General features: G+C 39.6%; 21 protein-coding genes. 8 read left to right on the forward strand and 13 right to left on the reverse strand.

The window, feature by feature from the left end:
- On the forward strand, positions 1 to 1,122 hold the full coding sequence (gene thiO, locus F957_RS00505) for a glycine oxidase ThiO (RefSeq protein WP_016541941.1): 1,122 nt from the start codon (positions 1 to 3) through the stop codon (positions 1,120 to 1,122).
- Here the strand turns inward: thiO and F957_RS00500 are convergent.
- From F957_RS00500 to F957_RS00480, 5 genes are all read right to left on the reverse strand, one after another.
- Positions 1,108 to 2,013 (reverse strand): TIGR01777 family oxidoreductase, encoded by a 906-nt coding sequence (locus F957_RS00500; protein WP_016541942.1) that lies wholly within the window; start codon positions 2,011 to 2,013, stop codon positions 1,108 to 1,110. The genes thiO and F957_RS00500 overlap by 15 nt on opposite strands.
- 85 nt (positions 2,014 to 2,098) lie before the next feature.
- Positions 2,099 to 2,545 (reverse strand): ABZJ_00895 family protein, encoded by a 447-nt coding sequence (locus F957_RS00495; protein ID WP_016541943.1) that lies wholly within the window; start codon positions 2,543 to 2,545, stop codon positions 2,099 to 2,101.
- A gap of 289 nt (positions 2,546 to 2,834) precedes the next feature.
- A complete protein-coding gene (locus F957_RS00490) occupies positions 2,835 to 3,284 on the reverse strand; it encodes a GNAT family N-acetyltransferase (protein WP_016541944.1) in 450 nt (149 codons plus the stop codon).
- A 400-nt stretch (positions 3,285 to 3,684) separates the two neighbouring features.
- On the reverse strand, positions 3,685 to 5,031 hold the full coding sequence (locus tag F957_RS00485; protein WP_016541945.1) for a WG repeat-containing protein: 1,347 nt from the start codon (positions 5,029 to 5,031) through the stop codon (positions 3,685 to 3,687).
- Between the two features lie 113 nt (positions 5,032 to 5,144).
- Positions 5,145 to 5,927, reverse strand: coding sequence for a crotonase/enoyl-CoA hydratase family protein (locus F957_RS00480; RefSeq protein WP_016541946.1), 783 nt, complete (start codon positions 5,925 to 5,927; stop codon positions 5,145 to 5,147).
- Between the two features lie 164 nt (positions 5,928 to 6,091).
- Here F957_RS00480 and F957_RS00475 point away from each other — a divergent pair, with 164 nt between their 5' ends.
- The 4 genes from F957_RS00475 to F957_RS00460 all read left to right on the forward strand — a co-directional run bounded on the left by F957_RS00475 (position 6,092) and on the right by F957_RS00460 (position 11,988).
- Positions 6,092 to 7,342, forward strand: coding sequence for an exonuclease SbcCD subunit D (locus F957_RS00475; RefSeq protein WP_016541947.1), 1,251 nt, complete (start codon positions 6,092 to 6,094; stop codon positions 7,340 to 7,342).
- 9 nt (positions 7,343 to 7,351) lie between these two features.
- On the forward strand, positions 7,352 to 10,948 hold the full coding sequence (locus F957_RS00470; protein ID WP_016541948.1) for an AAA family ATPase: 3,597 nt from the start codon (positions 7,352 to 7,354) through the stop codon (positions 10,946 to 10,948).
- A 27-nt stretch (positions 10,949 to 10,975) separates the two neighbouring features.
- A complete protein-coding gene (locus F957_RS00465; RefSeq protein ID WP_016660710.1) occupies positions 10,976 to 11,248 on the forward strand; it encodes a hypothetical protein in 273 nt (90 codons plus the stop codon).
- 71 nt (positions 11,249 to 11,319) lie between these two features.
- Entirely contained in the window at positions 11,320 to 11,988 is a 669-nt protein-coding gene (locus F957_RS00460; protein WP_016541949.1) for an HAD family hydrolase, read from the forward strand.
- A 134-nt stretch (positions 11,989 to 12,122) separates the two neighbouring features.
- Here the strand turns inward: F957_RS00460 and F957_RS00455 are convergent, their stop codons facing one another.
- From F957_RS00455 to F957_RS00445, 3 genes are all read right to left on the reverse strand, one after another.
- The gene (locus tag F957_RS00455) at positions 12,123 to 12,518 is read right to left on the reverse strand and encodes a hypothetical protein (protein ID WP_016541950.1); all 396 of its coding nucleotides are present in this window, start codon (positions 12,516 to 12,518) and stop codon (positions 12,123 to 12,125) included.
- A 163-nt stretch (positions 12,519 to 12,681) separates the two neighbouring features.
- Positions 12,682 to 13,437, reverse strand: coding sequence for a hypothetical protein (locus F957_RS00450; RefSeq protein WP_016541951.1), 756 nt, complete (start codon positions 13,435 to 13,437; stop codon positions 12,682 to 12,684).
- A gap of 172 nt (positions 13,438 to 13,609) precedes the next feature.
- A complete protein-coding gene (locus tag F957_RS00445; RefSeq protein ID WP_016541952.1) occupies positions 13,610 to 14,311 on the reverse strand; it encodes a YggS family pyridoxal phosphate-dependent enzyme in 702 nt (233 codons plus the stop codon).
- A 125-nt stretch (positions 14,312 to 14,436) separates the two neighbouring features.
- On the opposite strand from F957_RS00445, the gene F957_RS00440 reads away from it, so the two are divergent.
- Positions 14,437 to 15,474, forward strand: coding sequence for a type IV pilus twitching motility protein PilT (locus F957_RS00440; protein WP_004655144.1), 1,038 nt, complete (start codon positions 14,437 to 14,439; stop codon positions 15,472 to 15,474).
- A 24-nt stretch (positions 15,475 to 15,498) separates the two neighbouring features.
- Complete coding sequence (locus F957_RS00435; protein ID WP_004805191.1) at positions 15,499 to 16,617, forward strand: PilT/PilU family type 4a pilus ATPase; 1,119 nt, start codon at positions 15,499 to 15,501, stop codon at positions 16,615 to 16,617.
- Positions 16,618 to 16,713: 96 nt separating this feature from the next.
- Here F957_RS00435 and fur read toward each other — a convergent pair whose 3' ends face one another.
- A complete protein-coding gene (fur, locus tag F957_RS00430) occupies positions 16,714 to 17,151 on the reverse strand; it encodes a ferric iron uptake transcriptional regulator (RefSeq protein ID WP_004655147.1) in 438 nt (145 codons plus the stop codon).
- Between the two features lie 111 nt (positions 17,152 to 17,262).
- Here fur and F957_RS00425 point away from each other — a divergent pair, with 111 nt between their 5' ends.
- Positions 17,263 to 17,661, forward strand: a complete 399-nt coding sequence (locus F957_RS00425; protein WP_004655148.1) for an outer membrane protein assembly factor BamE — start codon at positions 17,263 to 17,265, stop codon at positions 17,659 to 17,661.
- 53 nt (positions 17,662 to 17,714) lie between these two features.
- Here F957_RS00425 and F957_RS00420 read toward each other — a convergent pair whose 3' ends face one another.
- The 4 genes from F957_RS00420 to F957_RS00405 form a co-directional block, all read right to left on the reverse strand.
- Positions 17,715 to 18,038, reverse strand: a complete 324-nt coding sequence (locus F957_RS00420; RefSeq protein ID WP_016541953.1) for an RnfH family protein — start codon at positions 18,036 to 18,038, stop codon at positions 17,715 to 17,717.
- Positions 18,038 to 19,120, reverse strand: coding sequence for an SLC5/6 family protein (locus F957_RS00415; RefSeq protein ID WP_016541954.1), 1,083 nt, complete (start codon positions 19,118 to 19,120; stop codon positions 18,038 to 18,040). The genes F957_RS00420 and F957_RS00415 overlap by 1 nt, the downstream gene beginning before the upstream one ends.
- A 244-nt stretch (positions 19,121 to 19,364) precedes the next feature.
- Positions 19,365 to 19,820, reverse strand: coding sequence for a bacteriohemerythrin (locus F957_RS00410; protein ID WP_004655155.1), 456 nt, complete (start codon positions 19,818 to 19,820; stop codon positions 19,365 to 19,367).
- Between the two features lie 285 nt (positions 19,821 to 20,105).
- Positions 20,106 to 20,954: a class II glutamine amidotransferase gene (locus F957_RS00405; RefSeq protein WP_032860846.1), complete on the reverse strand. Its 849-nt coding sequence runs from the start codon at positions 20,952 to 20,954 to the stop codon at positions 20,106 to 20,108.
- Positions 20,955 to 20,986: the final 32 nt, after the last annotated feature.

Consider the following 20,986-nt stretch of genomic DNA (forward strand, 5'->3'; position numbering starts at 1 on the left):
ATGCATATTGCCATCATTGGTGCGGGTATTAGTGGCTTAATGTCAGCATTGGAACTTGCTGAACAAGGCTGCTCTGTCGATATTTTTGACCAACAGCTTGCAGGTCAAGCTGCCTCATGGGCGGGTGGAGGTATTCTCTCACCCATGTATCCTTGGCGTTATGCGCCCGAAGTGAATCAACTGGCCCAATACGGCAAGGCACTCTACCAAACATGGAATGGAAAACTGCTGCCTGTTACGGGTATTGATTTTCAAATCCACGATACGGGCATGCTGATCTTTGATCAGGAAGATTTTGAAATTGGTTTGAATTATGCCATGCGACATCAAGAGCCGATGCAACACAGTGAACTGCTCGATCGCCCCAAACTCGAAAAGATTAATCCCTATATTTCCCAACAATTCCAACAAGCTATTTATTTCCCACACCTGTCCAATGTCCGTAATCCACGTTTATTACAATCATTAATTTGCTATTTAAAACAACATCCCGCTGTTCGTTTCTTTGAGCATTGCCCTGTAGAAAAGTTAATGATTCAAAATAAGAAAGTACTCGGAATTGAAACTGCAGAGGGTCAGAAATTTAGCGCAGATCATGTCGTGATTACGTCTGGGGCATGGAGTCAGCAATGGCAGCAACAGATTCAACGCCATATCCCCGTACATCCCGTGCAAGGGCAAATGCTGTTATTTAAAGCCCCTGAAAACTGGCTACCGACCATGTGTATGAATCGGGTGATGTATCTGATTCCACGTCAAGATGGTCATATCGTCTGTGGTTCAAGCATGGCAGAGACTGGTTTTAGCACCGCGGTGGATGCAGACACGCAACAGGATATTCTCACTGCCTGCTTGGAAATGGTGCCTGAATTAGCGCAATTTCCAATTGTAAAACGCTGGGCAGGCCTACGTCCGAGTTCTCCACAAGGCATTCCCTATATCGGCGCAATGCCTGAGTTAGAAAACCTCTGGGCCAATTTTGGACATTTCCGCAATGGCCTATGCATGGGCTCAGGTTCAGCACGTCTGCTACGTCAACTCATTTTAGGACAAGAGACATTGGTTGATCCGAATGCTTATTCTCCTCTGCGCTTAAAGCGACAGGATTTAATTTCTTGCTAGAATCGCAGTTAAAGCCACATTTAAATCAGGATATTGGAATTGAAAGCCCTGTTCCAGCAGAGCCTTCGGAATCACATATTGACCATTTAAAATAAGCTGTGCTTGCTCGCCAAGCATCGTTGTAAATACACACTTAGGCATTCGCATAAAAGGTTTGCGCTTTAAAACATGAGCAGCCGTTTGAGCAAATTGTTGTTGATTGATTTGTTCAGGTGCAACTAGGTTATATATCTGTTGAGGATGAGTAGATTGCAGCAAAAAAACCATGGCATTCAGTACATCTTGGATATGTATCCACACCACAGGTTGTTGTCCCGAACCAATTTTTGCAACCGCATTCAATCGAATCGGCAACAGCATTTGTGGCAAAATCCCACCCTGCCCAAAAACCACACCCAAACGAATGATCTTGGTATTTTGTTGGCTAAATTTTAAAGCGGCTTGCTCCCACTTCTGGCAAAGTTCAGACATAAAAATCGCTTGCGGTGCTGTATTTTCATCACAAACAAGCTTCCATTGTTCTTGTGGATCAATACCGTAATAACCAATCGCAGACCCAGAAATAATGCATTTCGGAAAAATTTGCCGTTGTTCCAGCCATTGATACAGTTGTTCTGTCAGCGCAACACGGCTGTGTATTAATTGCTGCTTACGCTGTTCAGTCCAGCGTTTTGCGCCAATATTTTCACCCGCCAGATTAATCACATAATCAATCTGTTGCGTTTCTATTTGATCAAGATCATTCACCCAACGCAGGTCTGAATGCTGAGAAACTAAATTCTGTTGTCGGGTCAACGCAATGATTTGATATTGTCGTTCCAATAAAAAAGGCAACAAATGAGAGCCAATAAAGCCACTTGCGCCTGTGATTAAAACTGTCTGTTTTTGCATCCCACTCTCATCCCGTATGATATTGATCAGCTCCATATCTAAGTCTTAGCAGAATAAAAGTGGATTACAAGTGAACTTTGTGCAACTAGTTAAACATTTTATTGGCCATTCTCTGTGCTTGCGGCCCATAGAACCAATAGGTAATTAAGAAGAGCGGCACGGCGATCACAAACCACATTGCTAAAATACTAAGTAGAAATGCAGGTTGTTTTAGATATAACAAGAAGTTTTGCCAAACTTCGGGATCTTTACGTGCAAAAATAAACAGCCCTAACAATAAGCCACAGACATTGTATCCCCAAAAGATCAGACTAAATCCAATGCTTAAACGTTTCCTTTCCTGTGGCGTCGGTGCACGGCGCTGTTTCTTTAAAAATTTGAATAAAATAACAATGATCGCAATTAAATAAGGAATCGCAGTCAACACGCCCCCAATACTATTGGGTAAAATAGCCGCCAGCACACCGACCAGCAAGGTCGCAGTAAAACAAATTATAAAAAACCAGATATAGTACAAACGCAATGAAATCATAAAGATAAACCTAATTAGACTGGCTTTAGAAAATAATTATAAATTTTTTTCACTTTTTTTTCATTTTTATGTCAACCAATCCTCAACCAGTGTCGTTATATAAGGTATAAGGTCGCAGCAACCGATTGGACATTGCACGGCATCCGCGATGTTTTCGGTGACCTTTCATTATGACTCTCCATCTTTAACAGTGGTTGTGTTAGCAGCCAGAACCATTGAAAAAGATTTTGACCGACGATTTATCATCACTCGAATCGTCGGTTTTTATTTGCCTGCAATTTGGGGTTGGTCAGGTATTGGCTACATACATTTTAATCAACTCACCCTCATCCTCTTTGACCCTTGTTAAAAATGTCCAACCACACTTTTCGTAGAAATCATCTAAGTCACTCACCAGATAGAGCTTTTCAATGCCTAATGTTTTCATCTCCATTCGGGCAAAATCCAGCAACTGTCTGGCAATATTTTGCTTCCTATAAATCTTTTCTACGAATAAAGCACATAGGTTTGGGCTCAGGTCTTTGCGCTCATGGAAGTCATTATCGATCACCCCAGTGCCAGCAATAATGTGCTGTTGTTCATTCAGAATCACATACCATTGCGGAATTCCTTCTGGCTGCTCAATCGAGCTTTGTATGCTGTCTCGATAGGCCTCAACAGGAATCCCCCATTGATTCGAAAACCATATGGCAGCCTGTTCTTGCAATTCAGGATGATTCGCTAATTTAATAATCTTCATCAAGGTTTAATCAATCGCATGTATCCTGATTAAGCTAATTAAATTTTCTATTATAATCAAGTGATCACTGAAAACCCTGCTATGCTCAATCACAATAGAATCAATGTCTTTATCTGGATCAATAGCGTCACAAACTTTGCCAGAACTACAACTAAACTTTTAAGCACTGGCAATATGATTAGCATAAATAATTTTGCAATTCTCATCTACTATAATTAAGGCTATTTCTTTGACTTAAATCATAATATTTTTGATTTTTGCTCTGTTAATAAAAATATGAAAAAACCAATTTAGCTGAGCTATAAAAGTCTCACAAATATCAAAATAAATCAAATACCTACCAACACCTAAAATTTCTGTACATTCATACTAGCCATTAAATTTAAAAGCTTAATAATTCTTAATTTTCCTTATTTATATTACAATTAATTCCTCGTGATCTATATTCAGCTTTAGACTTAGAGTTTTCAATCGAAATATTATTACATTCATTACTTACCCTACTAAAAATTTTATTTAGATGACGATCAAAAACTTCAAAATCATCCTCATGATTAAGATATGCTATATATACGACATTCTTTTTATCTAAGTCGAGCACACGCTCCTCAATGTATTTATATCTAGGCTCGACCAACCATGTCAAATCTTTGTTAGATAAAAATCCATATTTATTATTCTGCTTTAAAAAGATTATACCATTTGCACCCGAACCAATTAAAGAGAATTCAGTGTAATCATGAATATTATTTAAATCTATTATCCCCCCTTTTCTATTAACAGCCTTTAATTCATCATTTATCTTAACCAAAGTATGAGGATTGTCTTGATAAAATGGAATAGCATCTTGAAAATACACAGAATTAATCAAGTTACCATTCAAATCAATAAACATTTTTAATCCATCTTTTCTAGCAACCCCAATATCACTATTATAACTAAAATCAATATAGTCAAAATCCTTTAAGAATTTAACATTGTTATCAATATCTATTAACCCCCTTTTTTCATCTTTCTTAACACCAATTTTATTAAACCCGCTACCGTAAAAATCCAACTTATCATATACAGGCGGAATTACAAAAATCCCTTTGGAATCAACAACACCATATTTAAAATTTTCTTGTACTATCGATAAATAATCTACTTTATTTGGCGAGAGGAAAAAGTTAGACATCGATGTAAATTTTGGAGGAACAACTTCCTTGCCTTCAGGATCAATAAAACCGAATTTCCCATCAAGTTCAATTCGAACATAATTATCATCCAGATAGTTAAATTTATATGAATATTTTTTTATTTCCACCCCATTGATATCCATCAAACCGAACTTACCATTCAACTCAAATAAAACAAGGTTATTATCATTAACTTTAAGTGAATCATATTTTCCTTCAATCTTTACAGCACCAGACCCATCTAAAACACCAAACTTATCCTTAATTCTAAAAACCATAAAACCATTTTTATTGGGATTTGATATATAGTTATATTTAAATGGAACAACAAAATTTTTATTCAATAAAACTGCATTTAAATTATTTTTCTCCACGACCACTTTATCTTTATCAACATACCTGACATTACTATATTCAGGGTTTACAACCCACTCTCCCTTTAGATTAAGCAATCCACATTGATCTTTAGATAAGCAAAGTAAAAAATTATTTTCTGCTTCCTCAGCATAGCAATTCACCCCTAAAGAAGATAATAAAAAACTTAAAAATAAAAATTTTAAATTAAGCATAAGACACCCTTAGACCCAGTCTACAAACACTATTTTAGCTAAAGTTATTTTCCAGAAGTGACTAGATTCTTTATTGAAAACAATAAATTAAATGCATCAATATCCACAAAAATTTACCGCCCCTTAAACTGCGGTGGACGTTTTTCTAACATGGCTCGAACGCCTTCTTGAGCATCTTCAGATACAAACAGCGGCATTAAATAATTGTTCATTTTTTCAAATGCAACTGTTTGCCCTTCCACAACTGCATCAGTTGCAGATGCCAATAAAGCTTGCACTGCCAACGGTGCGGCACTACAAATCTCTTTGGCAATTTCCAAGGCACGTTCAAGTTGCTGCCCTGACACCACCACCTCCGAGACGAGATTCAGCTCATATGCCGTTTTGCTATTAAAGGTCTTCCCCGTCAATAAATAAGGCATTGCTTTTTGCCAACCAGCAGCTTGTACAAAGCGCACTGTTGCACCACCAAATGGCATGATGCCGCGTAATACTTCCAACTGACCAAATACTGTATTTTCGCTGGCAATCACCACATCGGCATTCAGCATTAACTCTACCCCAGCGGTATAGCAGATCCCTTGTACAGCCACCACCACCGGTTTAGTCCGATGTCGACCGCCTGTTCCCCACGGATTCACTTGATCCGCTGCAAAATTAAAAATGCCTTGTGAAATTTTAGACTGTAATTCAACCAAATCTAAACCCGCAGTAAAATGATCACCATGCGCAAATATCACAGCACAGCGTAATTCAGCATTGTTTTCATATTCGGTTAAAGCAAGGGATAAATCCTGAATCATATGACTATCAAAGGCATTACGCTTTGCGACTCGATCCAAGCCAATCAACATGATGTGATCAATAATTTCGCGGCTTACTTGACCTAAGCTCATTTTATATTCCTCATTGTTAAAATAATGGCATTGAGATCAAACTAGAGCATCGCTTAAAAATGATCAAGCGGCATCTTGTAGTGCTTTTCTGCTGAGTAAGACTCTCCCTTCCCTCTGAATACGTGCTACCTTATTCTGGTTTATTTTTATTTTTAGATTCATTTATGACTGTGCGTTTTTTTCATACGTCTGACTGGCATTTGGGGCAGTTTTTTTATAATCATTCCCGCCACTACGAACATGAACAATTTCTGGCATGGTTACTTGAGCAAATCAAAGCAAAACAACCGCATGCCTTATTGATTGCAGGCGATATTTTTGATGTGATCAACCCCAGCTCACAGGCACAAAAACAACTGTATCAATTCCTTGCCGATGCACATGAGCTTGCCCCACAGATGCAAACCTTGATGATTGCAGGCAATCACGACTCAGGTTATCGGATTGAACAAGTAGAGCCATTATTAGAAAAATATAATGCCAAAACCGTTGGGGTGATTCGTTGGAATCAAGATAAAAGCCTCGATTTAGAACGTTTAATTTTGCCGATTTATGATCAACAAAAACAGATTGTGGCGTGGTGTATTGCCCTGCCATTTCTACGTTCAGCTGAAATTACAGGCTTTAATGAACACACTACCAATAGCCAAAATGCGATTGCTTATCTACACCAACAGTTAATCGAAGAAGCCAAGCGCCGTAAAACTGATGATCAAGCCTTAATTCTAATGTCACATGCGCATATGCAAGGTGGTGAAACGTCTGATTCAGAACGACCGATTATTATTGGCAATGAAGAAGCACTGTCTACGGCGCTGTTCGATGACAGCATTGATTATGTGGCGCTGGGTCATTTGCATAAACCACAAAAAGTACAGCATCCACATATTCGTTATAGCGGTTCACCTATTCCACTCTCATTTAGTGAAATCAACTATAAACATCAAGTGGTTGAAGTCAGCATTGATCCTAAAAAAAATGAAGACGCGTTTAGCTTTGAAGCGTTGCCAATACCCCGAAGTATTCAACTGCATAAAATTAAAGATGAACTCAGTGTAGTTATGCAACGTCTGCGCAATCTACCAAATGAACCGATCGAAAATATCGAGCACCGTGAATATGTCGATATCGAATATCACACCACGACGCCCCCACAACCCAATTTACGACAACAATTTGAAGAGGCCTTGCCCAAAGATCGTTATCGACTGGTGCGCATTTCCAGACAATATCTCTCCAATGAAAGCAATGCAGAGTGCAAGCAAAGTATTAGTTTAGAACCACCGACACCCGAAAAACTATTTCAGCAAATTTGGGAGAAAAAAGGCTATCACGCCGATGATGAAGTCACTCAAGACTTTATGAGTTTGGTCGCAGAAGCACAAAAGCAACTTGAAGATGATCAGACTGTTTAAGGACCTGCCATGAAAATTTTATCAATTCGACTGAAAAATTTGGCATCTCTGGCAGATGAGCATTTTATTGATTTTGAAACTGAGCCTTTGGCCAGTGCTGGACTAATTGCCATTGTTGGAAAAACCGGCGCAGGTAAATCCACCATTTTAGATGCCATGTGTCTGGCCTTATTTAATAAAATTCCCCGTCTCAAAGAAAGTGATGGCAAACTGTTAGATGTCGATGGTTCTGAACTGCTGACCAACTCCCCTTTAACGGTTCTACGTCGCGGCACAGGCCATGGTTTTGCCGAACTGTGTTTTGTGGCGCAAGACCAGAAACATTACCTCGCACGTTGGGAAATTAAACGTGCCCGTGAAAATGCCAGTGGCAAACTACAAAGTGTACAACGTTCACTCAAATGTCTGACCGATGGCGTGGTGATTGCAGATAAAACCAAAGCGGTTGAAGCGCATATTCAACAGATTACCCAACTCAGTTTTGAGCAATTTACTCGTGCGGTACTGTTGGCGCAGTCCGAAGTGACCGCATTTTTAAAGGCACGCGATAATGAACGTGGAGAATTACTTGAATATCTGACCAACTCCAGTATTTTTGCCAAAATTGGACAACTGGCTTTTGAAAAGACCCGTGAAATCAGTAACCAGCGCAAGCAACTCGAAAATGTGCTCGGTCATATCGAAATTCGCTCAGATGAAGAAATAGCTGAATTACAGGCTCAATTCCAGCAGGTACAGCGACAGGTTCAGCAGTTGGAAGCCGACAAAGTTCAGCTCAATCAACAGCAACAATGGTTTGAACAGCGACAGAAACTTCAAACTGAAATCACACTGAAACAGCAACAGCATGACATTCAAATTCAAGCACATCAGGCTTTAGCAGCAGATCGCAGTCGGCTCAGCCAACTCGAAACCTTCTCAGGCATTCGTCCTGTTGTGTTCCAACAGCAACAACTGGAAAAAGCACTGCAACAGCTTGAACCGCAGATTCAACACAAGCAGCAGCGATTTACAGCTGTAAGCACCCAATTTGAGCAAGAAAAAGCAGCTTATACGCAGGCTGAAACGGCCTTACAGCAATTTCAAAGCTTTGAACAAAACCATCAGCATGAACTCACTCAAGTGCGTAAATATGTACAGGAACGTGAATATATTGCTGATGAATATAAGAAAACCAAAGTCCGCTTAAACCAAAACGAAGCGCAACAGCAACCATTGCTTGAGCAACAGCAGCAATTTGAACAAAGTCGCCACAGCCTATCTATACAACAACAAAGTTGCTCTGAACAGCTGCAACAGAGCGCACAATTCTCCGCTTTAGATAAAGGCTTGAATGCACATCTGCAGCAGCTACAGCAATTTATTCAGCAATACCAAAAAGTCGAACAGAATTTAGGTTCGATTCAACACGCACAGTCCAAGCTTGAACAAGATCAGATCGTGTTGAATGAGCTCATTCAAAAATTTGGTCCACCACAACAGATTGAAAACCAACTTGAGCAGAAACAAAAACTCAGAGAGCAACAACAGGCTCGACTGAATCAACTGGATTTGATTCAACAAAAATTACAGCATTATTTTGAACTTAAAAAAGAACTTGATGAACTAAGTCATCAGCTCAGTAGCACACAGCTACAACACCAGCAGCTTGAACAACAACTACAAACCAGCCAAGGTGAATTCCAGTCTGCCAAAACTGAACGGGAAAAATTGCAGCAAATATTGCAACAACAACGCTTATTGCATGCTGAAAATATCGAACATCTGCGTGCTGAACTCAAACACGGCGAAGCTTGTCTGGTCTGTGGCAGTACTGAACATCCCTATCGAGATGATGCCAGTCAGCTCTCCAAAGCCTTGTATGAACTTCAACAACAGCAAGAGCAACAGGCCATTCAACAAGAACAACACTGCTTTCAGCATTGGCAAAACACACAGCAGCAATTTACCCAGATTCGTACCGAACAGAACCAATTACAGTCTGCCCTGCAACAATCGGATGATAAATTCAAACTGCAACATCAGGAGTTAGTCAAACATGCAGCACAGTTCGACGTCCCCTTAGATTTAACTCAGCCGCATGTGGAAATGGCTAAAGCTCAACAGCAATGCATCAATGAGACAGCACAGTTCAAACAGCAAATCGAACTTGAGTTACAGCAATTGCATCAGGCCAATAAAGACCACTATCACCTGAATCAAACCATTCAAAATATCCGCTATCAACTGGAAAGCGTACAGCAGTCACAGCAACAGATTCAGCATATTATAGATTGCCTGAGTAGCGATGAACAAAACCTATGGCAGCAACAAACCTTAGCCTACGCACAACAGCTCGCGCAGCGTTTGCAACAACGTGCCCAACAGCTTGAACAAGCTGAAACACTCAGCAAACAACAAGACCAACTCGAACAGCAACTAAATTTATTAAAGTCCAATTTAGTTGGTTTACTGACTCAACATACCGAGTTTAACCAACAACTCAAAGACATCGAGATTAAAGGCAAACACAATACCGAGTCAGCACATCAATTGATTGTGGCGATGACAGGTTTAACCGAACTTAAAGCCAATGAATGGTTAAATCAGCATGATCAACAGCGTCAGCAACTCCAAAATCAATATCAGCAGATCAAGCAAGGTTTTGAACAGGCTCGTCAAAGCTTTGAACAGCAAAAAAATGAACTGCAACAGCTCAAGGCTCAACAACAGCAGCAGCAAGCTAGCCTTGCCCAATCCAAAACCGAAACTCGAACATGGCTCAGCCAGCATCCTGAGTTTGAAGAACATCTATTCGCAGATTTACTTGCCATTCGTGCTGAGCAAGAACAGCAGATTCGAACATCACTACACAATGCAGAGCGCTCACTTAATGAAGCCGCCTCCGCACTAAAAACACTGCAACAGCAATTAGATACTCATCAGCAACAACAGCCGCCAATTGAACAGACACAGTTGCTTGAGCACATCCATCTCAATCATGAGAACTTACAACAGCAAGCTGAACAACGCGATCAGTTCAAACTAAAATTGGAACTCCATCAACAAAATGTTGCCAAGCAAAAACAATTTGCAGATCAAATCCAGCAGATTCAGCAACAGGAACATCGCTGGAATAAAATTTCCAGTTTGATTGGTGATTCTAAAGGTAAAGATTTCCGTGATTTGGCCCAGCAATATAATTTGGATATTCTGCTTGAATATGCCAATCAACAACTCAGCATGTTGTCACAGCGTTATACCTTAAAACGTTTAGAGAACTCCCTCAGTCTTGCCATTATTGACCATGATATGGATGGAGAAACCCGTTCAGTGGCTTCACTGTCTGGTGGTGAGTCTTTCCTGACTGCCCTTGCGATTTCCTTGGCAATTGCCAATATGGCTTCAGGTTCTATGAAAATCGAATCACTGTTTATTGATGAAGGCTTTGGGACGCTGGATGCCTCCTCTTTACATATGGTGATGAATGCCTTAGATCAGCTGCAAAGTCAGGGTCGTAAAGTGGTGTTAATTTCACACATTCAGGAAATGCATGAGCGTATTCCTGTACAAATTCAAGTACAACCGATTGGGCCAGGTTCGAGTCGGATTGAAGTGATCGGATAAATATAATTATGCTTATGGAAATAAAAAATGGAACAAAATGATCTCTTTCAACTTATACCAATATTCAAACGTATTTCCGATCAGCAACTTGCGGAATACGTTTGTATATATAACTTAGACACAAAACAATATGCTGTTCTATGCACTAATTTTTATAATTCTACTTCTTCAAATGATGATCATGCTTATTTTAAAAAACTAATCATTGAGTTATTACTTGAGGAATCGCCTCTGTCTCGTTGTAAATGGTTTTCTTCGATTGAACAAGCAATTAATCAACACGATTTAGAATTTAGTTAGTTACACTTTCTGATTGAACTCATGTATGAGCAAATTCTATCATGATTAAATAATCACCACGCTTAAATCACATGAATCAGAAAAAAGCGGTTATTTTCGACCTCGATCAAACCTTACTTGATCGGACGGCGTCATTAATCAAATTCCTCACTTGGCAGGTTAATTTCTTTCAATTGGTTGCTGCCAATGATAGAGAGCGATTTATCCAACGCTTTCTTGAATTAGATGATAATGGCAAAGTTTGGAAAGATCGTGTTTATGGGAATCTGATTCAAGAATTTTTAATTCAACATCATTCTAAAGAAATTCTTTTAACCAGTTATATCAATGATTTTAATAAATTTTCATGCTGCTTTGAACATGTAGAAAACGCCATCATCCAATTAAAACAACAAGGCTATTTAATTGGATTAATCTCTAATGGCAGAACACCCTTTCAAGAACATAATTTTTATGCGCTAGGTCTGACTGAATTCTTTTCGAGCATCATTGTTTCCGAGGCAGTCGGACTGAGAAAACCAGATCCCGCAATTTTTCTATTATCTTGTCAGCAGCTTGGTGTTTGCCCACAAGATTGTATCTTTGTCGGAGATAATGAACTGGCAGACATACAAGGTGCGAAAGCTGTTGGGATGAAAAGCATTTTCTTTCACCCCAATCCAACAATTTCCTCAGCAATAGCCGATCAAAATCTTCATGATTTTAAAAACTTCGTCGACACATTAAAATACATAGAATAAATGGCTGCCATAAAATGAATGACTTTAAAAATACAATATGCACCAAGCCTTTTAAAACTTCAGGTATCACCATTTGAGCAAGTTCGAAGTCATTTAAGGGATGAATTAGAAGTTAACCCATCCCAATTCGAAATTTAAATTTTGTCGTAGGCTGCTTTCATCTCAGCACAAACAGATTGGGTTTCGAGCACAGACTTTTGAAAGCCCTTTAAAGTATCATCAAATGTTGTATATTCTTTGGCAAACTCCTGATCAAACTGTTTTCTATATTTTTGATTATTATTAAACATCTTAACAATTTGGTTCTGATGTACACAGGCCCAATGTACTTCCATGACTTCATCTTCTTGCGAGCTAGCACCTCCCTCTTCAGCTAATTTTGCAATTAAAAACATAAAGGTTTCTTTAAAATCCTGATAGCTTTTGTGCTCAGAAATAACTGCTTTTTCAATTTCAGGGGTTGGGGTTGCCTTGCTAGAAGTACATATAACAACAATTAAAACAGTCAGTATGCATTTTGCGATATTCATTTATATACCTACATTTTAAATAACAGAGACTAGATTGCCTTCTATTCATTGATTATTGGCTGATCAAAATCTATATGATTTTAAACGTCTTATAGAAATTCTTATTTCTTTAAGTAGGAACACCCCTTCAAAATCATTAATCTTGAAGGAATGTTGTCATTTCTTATTCATTCTTATCAGCAGGGAAAGCTTTTGGTGGAGGAGCATATTTAGACGGCTTTTCTTCTGCGGCTGCATCAGCAGATTTCAATGATTCAACTTGATAAATCGCTGTTCCAATAATGCCCGTATTCTGAATTGAGCCGTGATCCGAATTTGCCGCATAAGCATCCTCAGGCTTACTAAAGGTAAAAGAAGCAACAGCAGAGTCACTCTTACGGAAACCATCTATTGTAAGCTTACGATGTGGATAGAGCACATAACCAGCATTATTTCGGGAAGCTGCCCTACCATTTAAAACATCAATTCCATCAACACTTGCGACGATTTCATAGGTATTATCGGTATGGTTTTCATATTTTAATTGATAGCTTTGACCATCTTTTGCCGAGAGATAATAGTTTTCACCATCCCGAGATAAAGCAAAGGGTTGATCAGTATCATCAACAATAGAAAAACTAATTTTCCCTGCTGCCAAAGAAATACTGTTTACGGTCTTGCCTCGGTATTGTTTATTGGCATAACGGACTTGTGATTCAGCAATCGGTTGCTCTGTTAAACGATTTAAATCCACCTCAGTCACATGCGAGCTAATCTCATCGCCCCATTTGGTACCCAGTTTCTCATCGACATCCACTTGGACATTCGCACTACTATCGGCAGCGTCTGCAGCTTCTGCTGCCACATCACTCTGTTTTTTACTGCACGCTGCTAAAAATAAACATAAAATAAAAGAGATTAAAAAATACAATTTTTTCATTTTAAACGTGATCCTAAATACAATTTTTATCTTTGTAAAAATAATGGTGATTCATTTATATTGAGCTTCAATATAAATGAATCACCATGTCATTCTAATTTATGCCGTTTTTTTCAGCAGTATAGATATTTTATATAATTGTAATTTGTTCTTTATTTCTACACCTTATTATTCAATTCACTTTAGATGAATTTGAATAATCCCTTGCTCCGAATAATGCAGTTCCCACCCGGACCATAGTTGAACCCGCCGCAATTGCAACGTCCAGATCAGCAGACATGCCCATACTCAAGGTATCCCAGTCTTGCGGTTGCGCATGTTGAGCTTTCACTTGCTCAAATAGCACTTTAGCATCAGTAAATGCAGCATGATTTTCAGGTGTAGGAATCACCATCAAACCACGTAAACGGATATTTGGAAGTTGGCTGATGTGCTGAACCAACTCAACCACCTCAGTAGGTTGGCAACCATCTTTAGAATCTTGACCATCTATATTCACTTGCAGACAAATATTCAACGGTGGTAGAGCATCTAAACGTTGACTAGATAAACGCTCAGCGATAATCAAACGATCAACCCCATGCACCCAATCAAATTTTTCCGCCAGATGTTTGGTTTTATTACGTTGTACATGACCAATAAAATGCCATTCAATTTCTAAGTCTTGTAGTTGTTCAATTTTTTCTAGCGCTTCTTGCAAATAATTTTCACCAAAACAACGTTGTCCGACTGCATACATTTCGCGAAGACTAGCACTAGGATGTGTCTTGGAAACAGCCAACAATTGCACCGTTGCAGGATCGCGTTGTACACGCTGACAAGCTTGTTCTATTTGATGTAAAACAGATTGGCGGGATTGTAACGATTGATTCATTGACACAGTTCTCATTTACGAAATCTTTTTTTGCTTTCCATTCTTTAAGGTGTTGGTAAGCCCGAATGAAAGCCTTATATTATTCTACAAAATAATGAGACATTTTAGTTTGTTTCGGGGAAATTATGGATATTACAGAATTACTCGCCTTTTCAGTTAAAAATGGTGCTTCCGATTTACACCTTTCAGCGGGTATGCCTCCTATGATTCGTGTGGATGGTGAAGTTCGTCGTATTAACTTACCAGCACTTGAACATAAAGATGTACATCGCTTGGTGTACGACATTATGAATGATAAACAACGCCGTGATTTTGAAGAAGATCTAGAAACTGACTTCTCATTTGAAGTACCGAATATTGCCCGTTTCCGTGTTAACGCATTTAACCAGAATCGTGGTGCAGGTGCGGTGTTCCGTACCATTCCATCTAAAGTTTTAACCATGGAAGATTTGGGCTTAGGTTCAATTTTCAAAGAAATTTGTGATTATCCTCGTGGAATTGTACTCGTCACAGGCCCAACGGGTTCGGGTAAATCGACGACCCTTGCAGCGATGATCGACTATATTAACGAAAACCGTTATGACCATATTTTAACTGTCGAAGATCCAATCGAATTTGTCCATCAATCGAAAAAGTGTTTGATCAACCAACGTGAAGTGCATCGTGATACACACGGATTTAATGCAGCACTACGCTCAGCACTGCGTGAAGACCCTGACATTATTCTGGTCGGTGAGATGCGTGACTTAGAAACCATCCGCTTGGCGTTGACCGCTGCGGAAACGGGTCACTTGGTGTTTGGTACACTGCATACCACTTCTGCAGCAAAAACCATTGACCGTGTCATCGACGTATTCCCTGCAGAAGAAAAAGACATGGTACGTGCCATGCTCTCTGAATCTCTACAGGCCGTCATTTCTCAAACACTATTGAAAAAGAATGGTGGTGGTCGTGTGGCTGCACATGAAATCATGATCGGTATTCCAGCGATTCGTAACCTTGTGCGTGAAAACAAAGTTGCACAAATGTATTCTGCCATTCAGACGGGTGCTAACTACGGGATGACCACACTGGACCAAAGCCTCAAAACATTGGTATCTAAAGGTTTAATTAGCCCACAAACTGCACGTACTGTTGCCAAACAACCTGAATCATTCCTATAAAAATAAATGGATTAGAGAAATATCATGGACTTTAATGATTTACTCAATTTGATGATTCAACAAAATGCATCGGACTTATTTGTCACTGCGGATGTTGAACCTTCAATGAAAATTAACGGGCAGATCGTGCCTGTCTCTAAATCGAAACTTTCAGGGGAAATTGTAGGTCAACTGGTTCAATCCATCATGACCGACAAGCAGCGTAAAGAGTTTGCAGAGACGCGTGAATGTAACTTCGCGATCATGAACCGTGAAAAGACGGCGCGTTTCCGTGTCAGTGCTTTTCAGCAACGTGATATGCCAGGCATGGTACTGCGTAAGATCGAAACGCATATTCCAAGCATGGACGATTTGAAGCTACCTGAAGTCCTCAAAGAATTGGCAATGACCAAACGTGGCATTATCATTTTTGTTGGTGCAACAGGGACAGGTAAATCAACCTCCTTGGCTTCCATGATTGGTTTCCGTAACCAAAACTCGAAAGGTCATATCATCACCATTGAAGACCCGATCGAATTTGTACATCAACATGCAGGCTGTATCGTGACACAGCGTGAAGTTGGGATTGATACCGACTCATTTGAAATTGCACTGAAAAATACACTACGTCAGGCACCTGATGTGATCTTGATTGGTGAGATTCGTTCACGAGAAACCATGGACTATGCCATCGCTTTCGCTGAAACAGGTCACTTGGTACTTGCCACCCTACATGCCAACAACGCCAACCAAGCTCTCGATCGTATCATTCACTTCTTTGAAGCCGATCGTCATAGTCAATTATATATGGACTTGTCGCTGAACTTAAAAGCACTCGTCGCACAGCAATTGATTCCTACACCAGATGGGAATTCACGTCGCGCTGCAATTGAGATTTTGATTAATACGCCGCTTTTGGCTGACTATATCCGTAAAGGTGAAATTCATGAGATTAAAGATCTGATGAAACGTTCACGCGAATTGGGTATGCAAACCTTTGACCAAGCCTTATTTGATCTTTATAAAGCTGGGCAAATTACCTACAAAGATGCCTTAAAGCATGCGGATTCACCAAACGACCTACGCCTGACCATCAAACTGTCAGAAGAAGGCGCAGACCAGTTATTGAGTGCTAGCCGCAATATCACCTTTGATGGTCAGTAATTCAAATTAAGCCATTAAAAAAGGGAAGGTTTTTGTAACCTTCCCTTTTTTATTTGTTCAATTTTCGTGAACTTTTAAATTTTAACGCAATCACGCTTATTTTTTACGATAAGCCTCTTGGCATTCTGCATCACTACAGTAACCGTATAGGTTTAAAGAGTGTCCAGTTAGAGCAAAACCATGTTGGTCTGCAACTGAATGTTGCTCTTTCTCGATAATATCATTTGTAAATTCAATAACTTTATTACAATTTAAGCAAACAAGGTGATCATGATGATCTTCCTGCATGATTTCAAAAACAGAGTGATTGTTTTCAAAATGGTGACGCTGAATAATACCTGCAGCTTCGAATTGTGTTAACACACGGTAAACCGTCGCTAAGCCAACATCTTCACCTTGTTCAAGCAAGGTTTTATAAATATCTTCAGCACTTAAATGATGTTGTTTTGAATTTTCTAATAATTCCAAAATCTTAATACGAGGAAGGGTAACTTTAAGTCCAGCTTTGCGTAAGTCTTGATTGGAAATCGGCATAAAAAAAGGTCTCTCAACAAATCTTAAGTTGGAATAGGCAATAGAGTTTAGATGCAGTATGATCTATCCTTGAACCAAATGCATCATCATTTATCAGGATAGTGTAGCAAAATGCAAAAAATCATGCTGGCGTTGTTCGTCACTTCAGTACTTAGCGGTTGTTCAGTCTTTGGTGTTTATAAAGTTGATATTCCACAGGGAACACCATTAACCAAAGCACAAGCTTCTCAAGTACAAGTGGGCATGAGCTTTCAGCAAGTCCGTTTCTTGCTTGGTAGTCCAACAGTGACAGATCCACTGAATCCACAACGTTGGGACTACATCTACAACTATATCCCAGGTACTTATGCGAAAAAAGCAAAAATACCTGCGGCTCACGGTCAACATCTAAAAGTTTATTTTGATGCGAATGGTAATGTCGAACGCCTGGAAGGTTTAGATACGATTCCAGAGTCACAACCTGGTTTACCGGCATCAAAAGAAGCGATTTTGACTGCGCCACCACTATAACGGCTTTCCCGTAAAAAGAAACCCCTCATCGAATCAATCGTGAGGGGTTTTCTTTATGAGCTTGATGGTCTAAAACGATTACCTTTAATAAATCGCCCAACTGGATTCTTCGCCGCCCGCTTACGCCGAATATCTTTCGGGTTAATGGTAAGCGCGCGATAGATCTCAACACGATCACCCGCATGCAACACGGTATCTGCTTCAATCTTGCTACCAAATATTCCCAAATGCAAAAGCTCTGGCAAGCTTACCTGCTCAGCTAAGCCACTGGCATCAATCGCGTGTTGCGCCGTCATACCTTCATGAAAACGAACTGCGAGATGAAATTGCTGCTCAGGTGATGCATAAGCCACCCAAACCTGTTGAACCTGCTCCATTACAGCACTTGCCCAATCACCGCAATCATTGCCACCACAATTGAAAGTGGTAACACGATACGGATGGCAATACGCCAGAGGTTATAAAACAGCTCATTGCTAAAGCCCATCGCTTTGCGCAAATGGCTAATCTTCATAATCCAGCCAGCAAACAATGCATAAACTAGGCAAATCACTAGTCCCCATAACATTAACAAGGTATTAAAAATTTGCTCGACTTGTGGCACAGCCCAAATAGCAATTGCCGCTAGTAAAATGAGCCATTGCATCACAATCGCAAGTTGACGCTGCGCCAATTGCTCTTTGGCAAATTGAATTAATAAGGCAGCAGACATTGTTGCCGCAAAAACCCATACTAACGCTGGAAGCTGTGTTTGAACTGAGAAAAAGCCAAATGCAATCACCGCAAGCAGTTGTGCCACCCAAATCGGCAATACCGCAGTTGTAGCGGCATCTTGCTGCTTCACTGCTGCTAAACTACTCTGCCAATATAAACCGAGGCCTAAACCACTTGCGACCAAAGCAAGTACTGTCGCATTGCCCCACTCCTTAAACTCGACACCCGTCCAATGCCATGCTTGTAAATGGGTTCCCATCACATTGGCAAGTACGAGTGCAGCGAGTACCCCGAGCAGGGTTAAAACGATTAAAAACTGACGAGGAATAAAAGACAGTGCCAATGCCACAACCGCAAAAATCGCAAAAACCACTTGGCTTGAGAGATCTAATCCAAGTTGTTGGCTGGTCACCTGTGTTGCTGTCATCAGCATACTGCCAGCAAAAAATGGGACAAAAACAACCGCCAACCATCCCACAATACGCCATTTTGGTGACGCATCTGCATCACGTGTTAAGCTAGAAAGTGCCTGTAATGCAGTCGTTTGCGAACGTTTAGCTAAAGCAATTTCAAGATAACCGATAGGTAATGCCAATAAAATCATGGTGCCTAACCACAGTAGCCAGAAATCGAATTGACGATCGATCTGGATTCCAACAGTAGGCGCCAATGTGGTAATCATGACAAAAGATAGGCAAAACGCCATCACTGGTGCAAGCCAGCGTGACAGAGTTGTGTCCTGCATAATGCATTCCTTGAAAAATCTTTGAACTCATTGCGCTTTATGGAGTTTGCAATGAAATATTCAATCTATTTTGCCTTTCTCACGCCTGAAAATCAAAACAAAAGATATCGAAAGAAAGAAGCAAATCACCTTACGATGATTTGCTGCGCACGAATTATTATATTATTAAGTAAACCCCTTATGTTCACTCATACCACTCCTTATTATTATTTATCATAAGGGGTCTTTTATTATTGTCTTATTATTATGAGAAGAATCGAGAAAACCAGTTTTTCCCTTTTTTCTTTTCATTTTCCTTAATGATTCCAATCATATTTTCCTTTACAGCGCCCACATAATCTGCATCATCATGGCGGATATGGTTGATTAACCATTTTGATAGTGCTTCATGCAGCTCACTATCAATTTCTTGCCCCAACTCAAAACGTTGACGATAAGTCTCTATCTTTTTGATAAATAAGTCATGTACACGCTTATGTGGTACGCGATATTTATAGTTTGCTTCTTCTTGTAAGCTTTCTTCAAAGGTAAAATGAGACTGGGTATAATCAATGATATTATCCAAAATACCTTTTAATTTTGCCCGATCATCGCCCTCATTTAATTCATCAATTTCATTAATATAATCGAGAATGCGACGATGCTGATCATCAATCACCTCGATTCCTGTATTATATTCGACAGACCATTTCATACCCAGATCGAACCCCAAACCATATTTGATTTATTGAATAAGAATATAATATCGGCAAAGCAATTAAATAAAAACACAGCATTTTTGTCAGATTTTAACTATTTATAAGAAAAATAAATTAAACCCTTGTTTTATATTTATTTTAATATTTTAACCAATCAAAACGCTCAAGTATTTTTTAACCAGTTAGAAAAAATATCTATCTAATTTTATTAGAATAACTAAAAAATAAGAAGGTTTTACTCATAAAAGGTATATCTAATATATATATTATTAATACCTTTTTAAATATTAATACTGGTCTGCTTTAGTTACTCGTTTTAAGGCTGGGTTTTCTGCCTCACGGATTAAACGCTCCACTCGAGTCAAGGCATGCAGAATCGGCTTACCGTGCTGAAATAAAATCATTTCCCCGGCTTGGTATGCTGTCCATGCTTCATTATGCGTTAAAGGCTCCGTTGTAATCACGGCAACCCGATCCTCAGGCGTGGTTACTTGACTAAAGTCGACTTCAACATCGAGATCAATTAAATGGGCTGGTTGAAATGGATATTCGCGGACTAACCAATGCAGTTTGGTTGTGGCATAACTAAATAGCGCCTTGCCATTTGATAAACAGAAATTAAATGTGCCGTGCTCTGCAATCTGCGGAGCAATCCGCTGTAATAGTACAAAGATTTCTTCTAGGCTGGGTTCGGTGTAGCCAAAGGCTTCAACAAATTGATCCAGTAAATAACAAAATGCCAGTTCACTATCAGTATTACCTACTGGCTCGAAACGGCCACTTAACTCAGGTTTAAAATCATGTAAATCGCCATTATGGGCAAAAATCCAATGTCTGCCCCATAACTCACGCAAAAAAGGATGTGAGTTTTCTAAATTGATTTTACCTTGCGTGGCTTTACGAATATGCGCAATCACATTACGAGACTTGATTGGATAGTTGCGGATTAAATCAGCAATAGGAGATTCAACTGCAGATTGATTATCCACAAATAATCGGCAGGCTTTATCTTCAAAAAAAGCGATCCCAAAACCATCACAGTGGTCAGAGGTCACCCCTGCGCGTTGTGAAAACCCACGAAAAGAAAATGTAATATCTGTCGGGGTGGCGCAATTCATTCCTAATAGCTGGCACATATCTTTTAACTATCTAACATCTATGCCTATTG

Origin of the sequence: Acinetobacter gyllenbergii CIP 110306 = MTCC 11365 (genome assembly GCF_000413855.1) — a bacterium.
Lineage (GTDB): Bacteria > Pseudomonadota > Gammaproteobacteria > Pseudomonadales > Moraxellaceae > Acinetobacter > Acinetobacter gyllenbergii.

Coding starts and splice junctions, on each gene's coding strand:
- thiO (WP_016541941.1), top strand. CDS start 1: ATGCATATTGCCATCATTGGTGCGGGTATTAGTGGCTTAATGTCAGCA.
- F957_RS00500 (WP_016541942.1), bottom strand. CDS start 2,013: ATGCAAAAACAGACAGTTTTAATCACAGGCGCAAGTGGCTTTATTGGC.
- F957_RS00495 (WP_016541943.1), bottom strand. CDS start 2,545: ATGATTTCATTGCGTTTGTACTATATCTGGTTTTTTATAATTTGTTTT.
- F957_RS00490 (WP_016541944.1), bottom strand. CDS start 3,284: ATGAAGATTATTAAATTAGCGAATCATCCTGAATTGCAAGAACAGGCT.
- F957_RS00485 (WP_016541945.1), bottom strand. CDS start 5,031: ATGCTTAATTTAAAATTTTTATTTTTAAGTTTTTTATTATCTTCTTTA.
- F957_RS00480 (WP_016541946.1), bottom strand. CDS start 5,927: ATGAGCTTAGGTCAAGTAAGCCGCGAAATTATTGATCACATCATGTTG.
- F957_RS00475 (WP_016541947.1), top strand. CDS start 6,092: ATGACTGTGCGTTTTTTTCATACGTCTGACTGGCATTTGGGGCAGTTT.
- F957_RS00470 (WP_016541948.1), top strand. CDS start 7,352: ATGAAAATTTTATCAATTCGACTGAAAAATTTGGCATCTCTGGCAGAT.
- F957_RS00465 (WP_016660710.1), top strand. CDS start 10,976: ATGGAACAAAATGATCTCTTTCAACTTATACCAATATTCAAACGTATT.
- F957_RS00460 (WP_016541949.1), top strand. CDS start 11,320: ATGAATCAGAAAAAAGCGGTTATTTTCGACCTCGATCAAACCTTACTT.
- F957_RS00455 (WP_016541950.1), bottom strand. CDS start 12,518: ATGAATATCGCAAAATGCATACTGACTGTTTTAATTGTTGTTATATGT.
- F957_RS00450 (WP_016541951.1), bottom strand. CDS start 13,437: ATGAAAAAATTGTATTTTTTAATCTCTTTTATTTTATGTTTATTTTTA.
- F957_RS00445 (WP_016541952.1), bottom strand. CDS start 14,311: ATGAATCAATCGTTACAATCCCGCCAATCTGTTTTACATCAAATAGAA.
- F957_RS00440 (WP_004655144.1), top strand. CDS start 14,437: ATGGATATTACAGAATTACTCGCCTTTTCAGTTAAAAATGGTGCTTCC.
- F957_RS00435 (WP_004805191.1), top strand. CDS start 15,499: ATGGACTTTAATGATTTACTCAATTTGATGATTCAACAAAATGCATCG.
- fur (WP_004655147.1), bottom strand. CDS start 17,151: ATGCCGATTTCCAATCAAGACTTACGCAAAGCTGGACTTAAAGTTACC.
- F957_RS00425 (WP_004655148.1), top strand. CDS start 17,263: ATGCAAAAAATCATGCTGGCGTTGTTCGTCACTTCAGTACTTAGCGGT.
- F957_RS00420 (WP_016541953.1), bottom strand. CDS start 18,038: ATGGAGCAGGTTCAACAGGTTTGGGTGGCTTATGCATCACCTGAGCAG.
- F957_RS00415 (WP_016541954.1), bottom strand. CDS start 19,120: ATGCAGGACACAACTCTGTCACGCTGGCTTGCACCAGTGATGGCGTTT.
- F957_RS00405 (WP_032860846.1), bottom strand. CDS start 20,954: ATGTGCCAGCTATTAGGAATGAATTGCGCCACCCCGACAGATATTACA.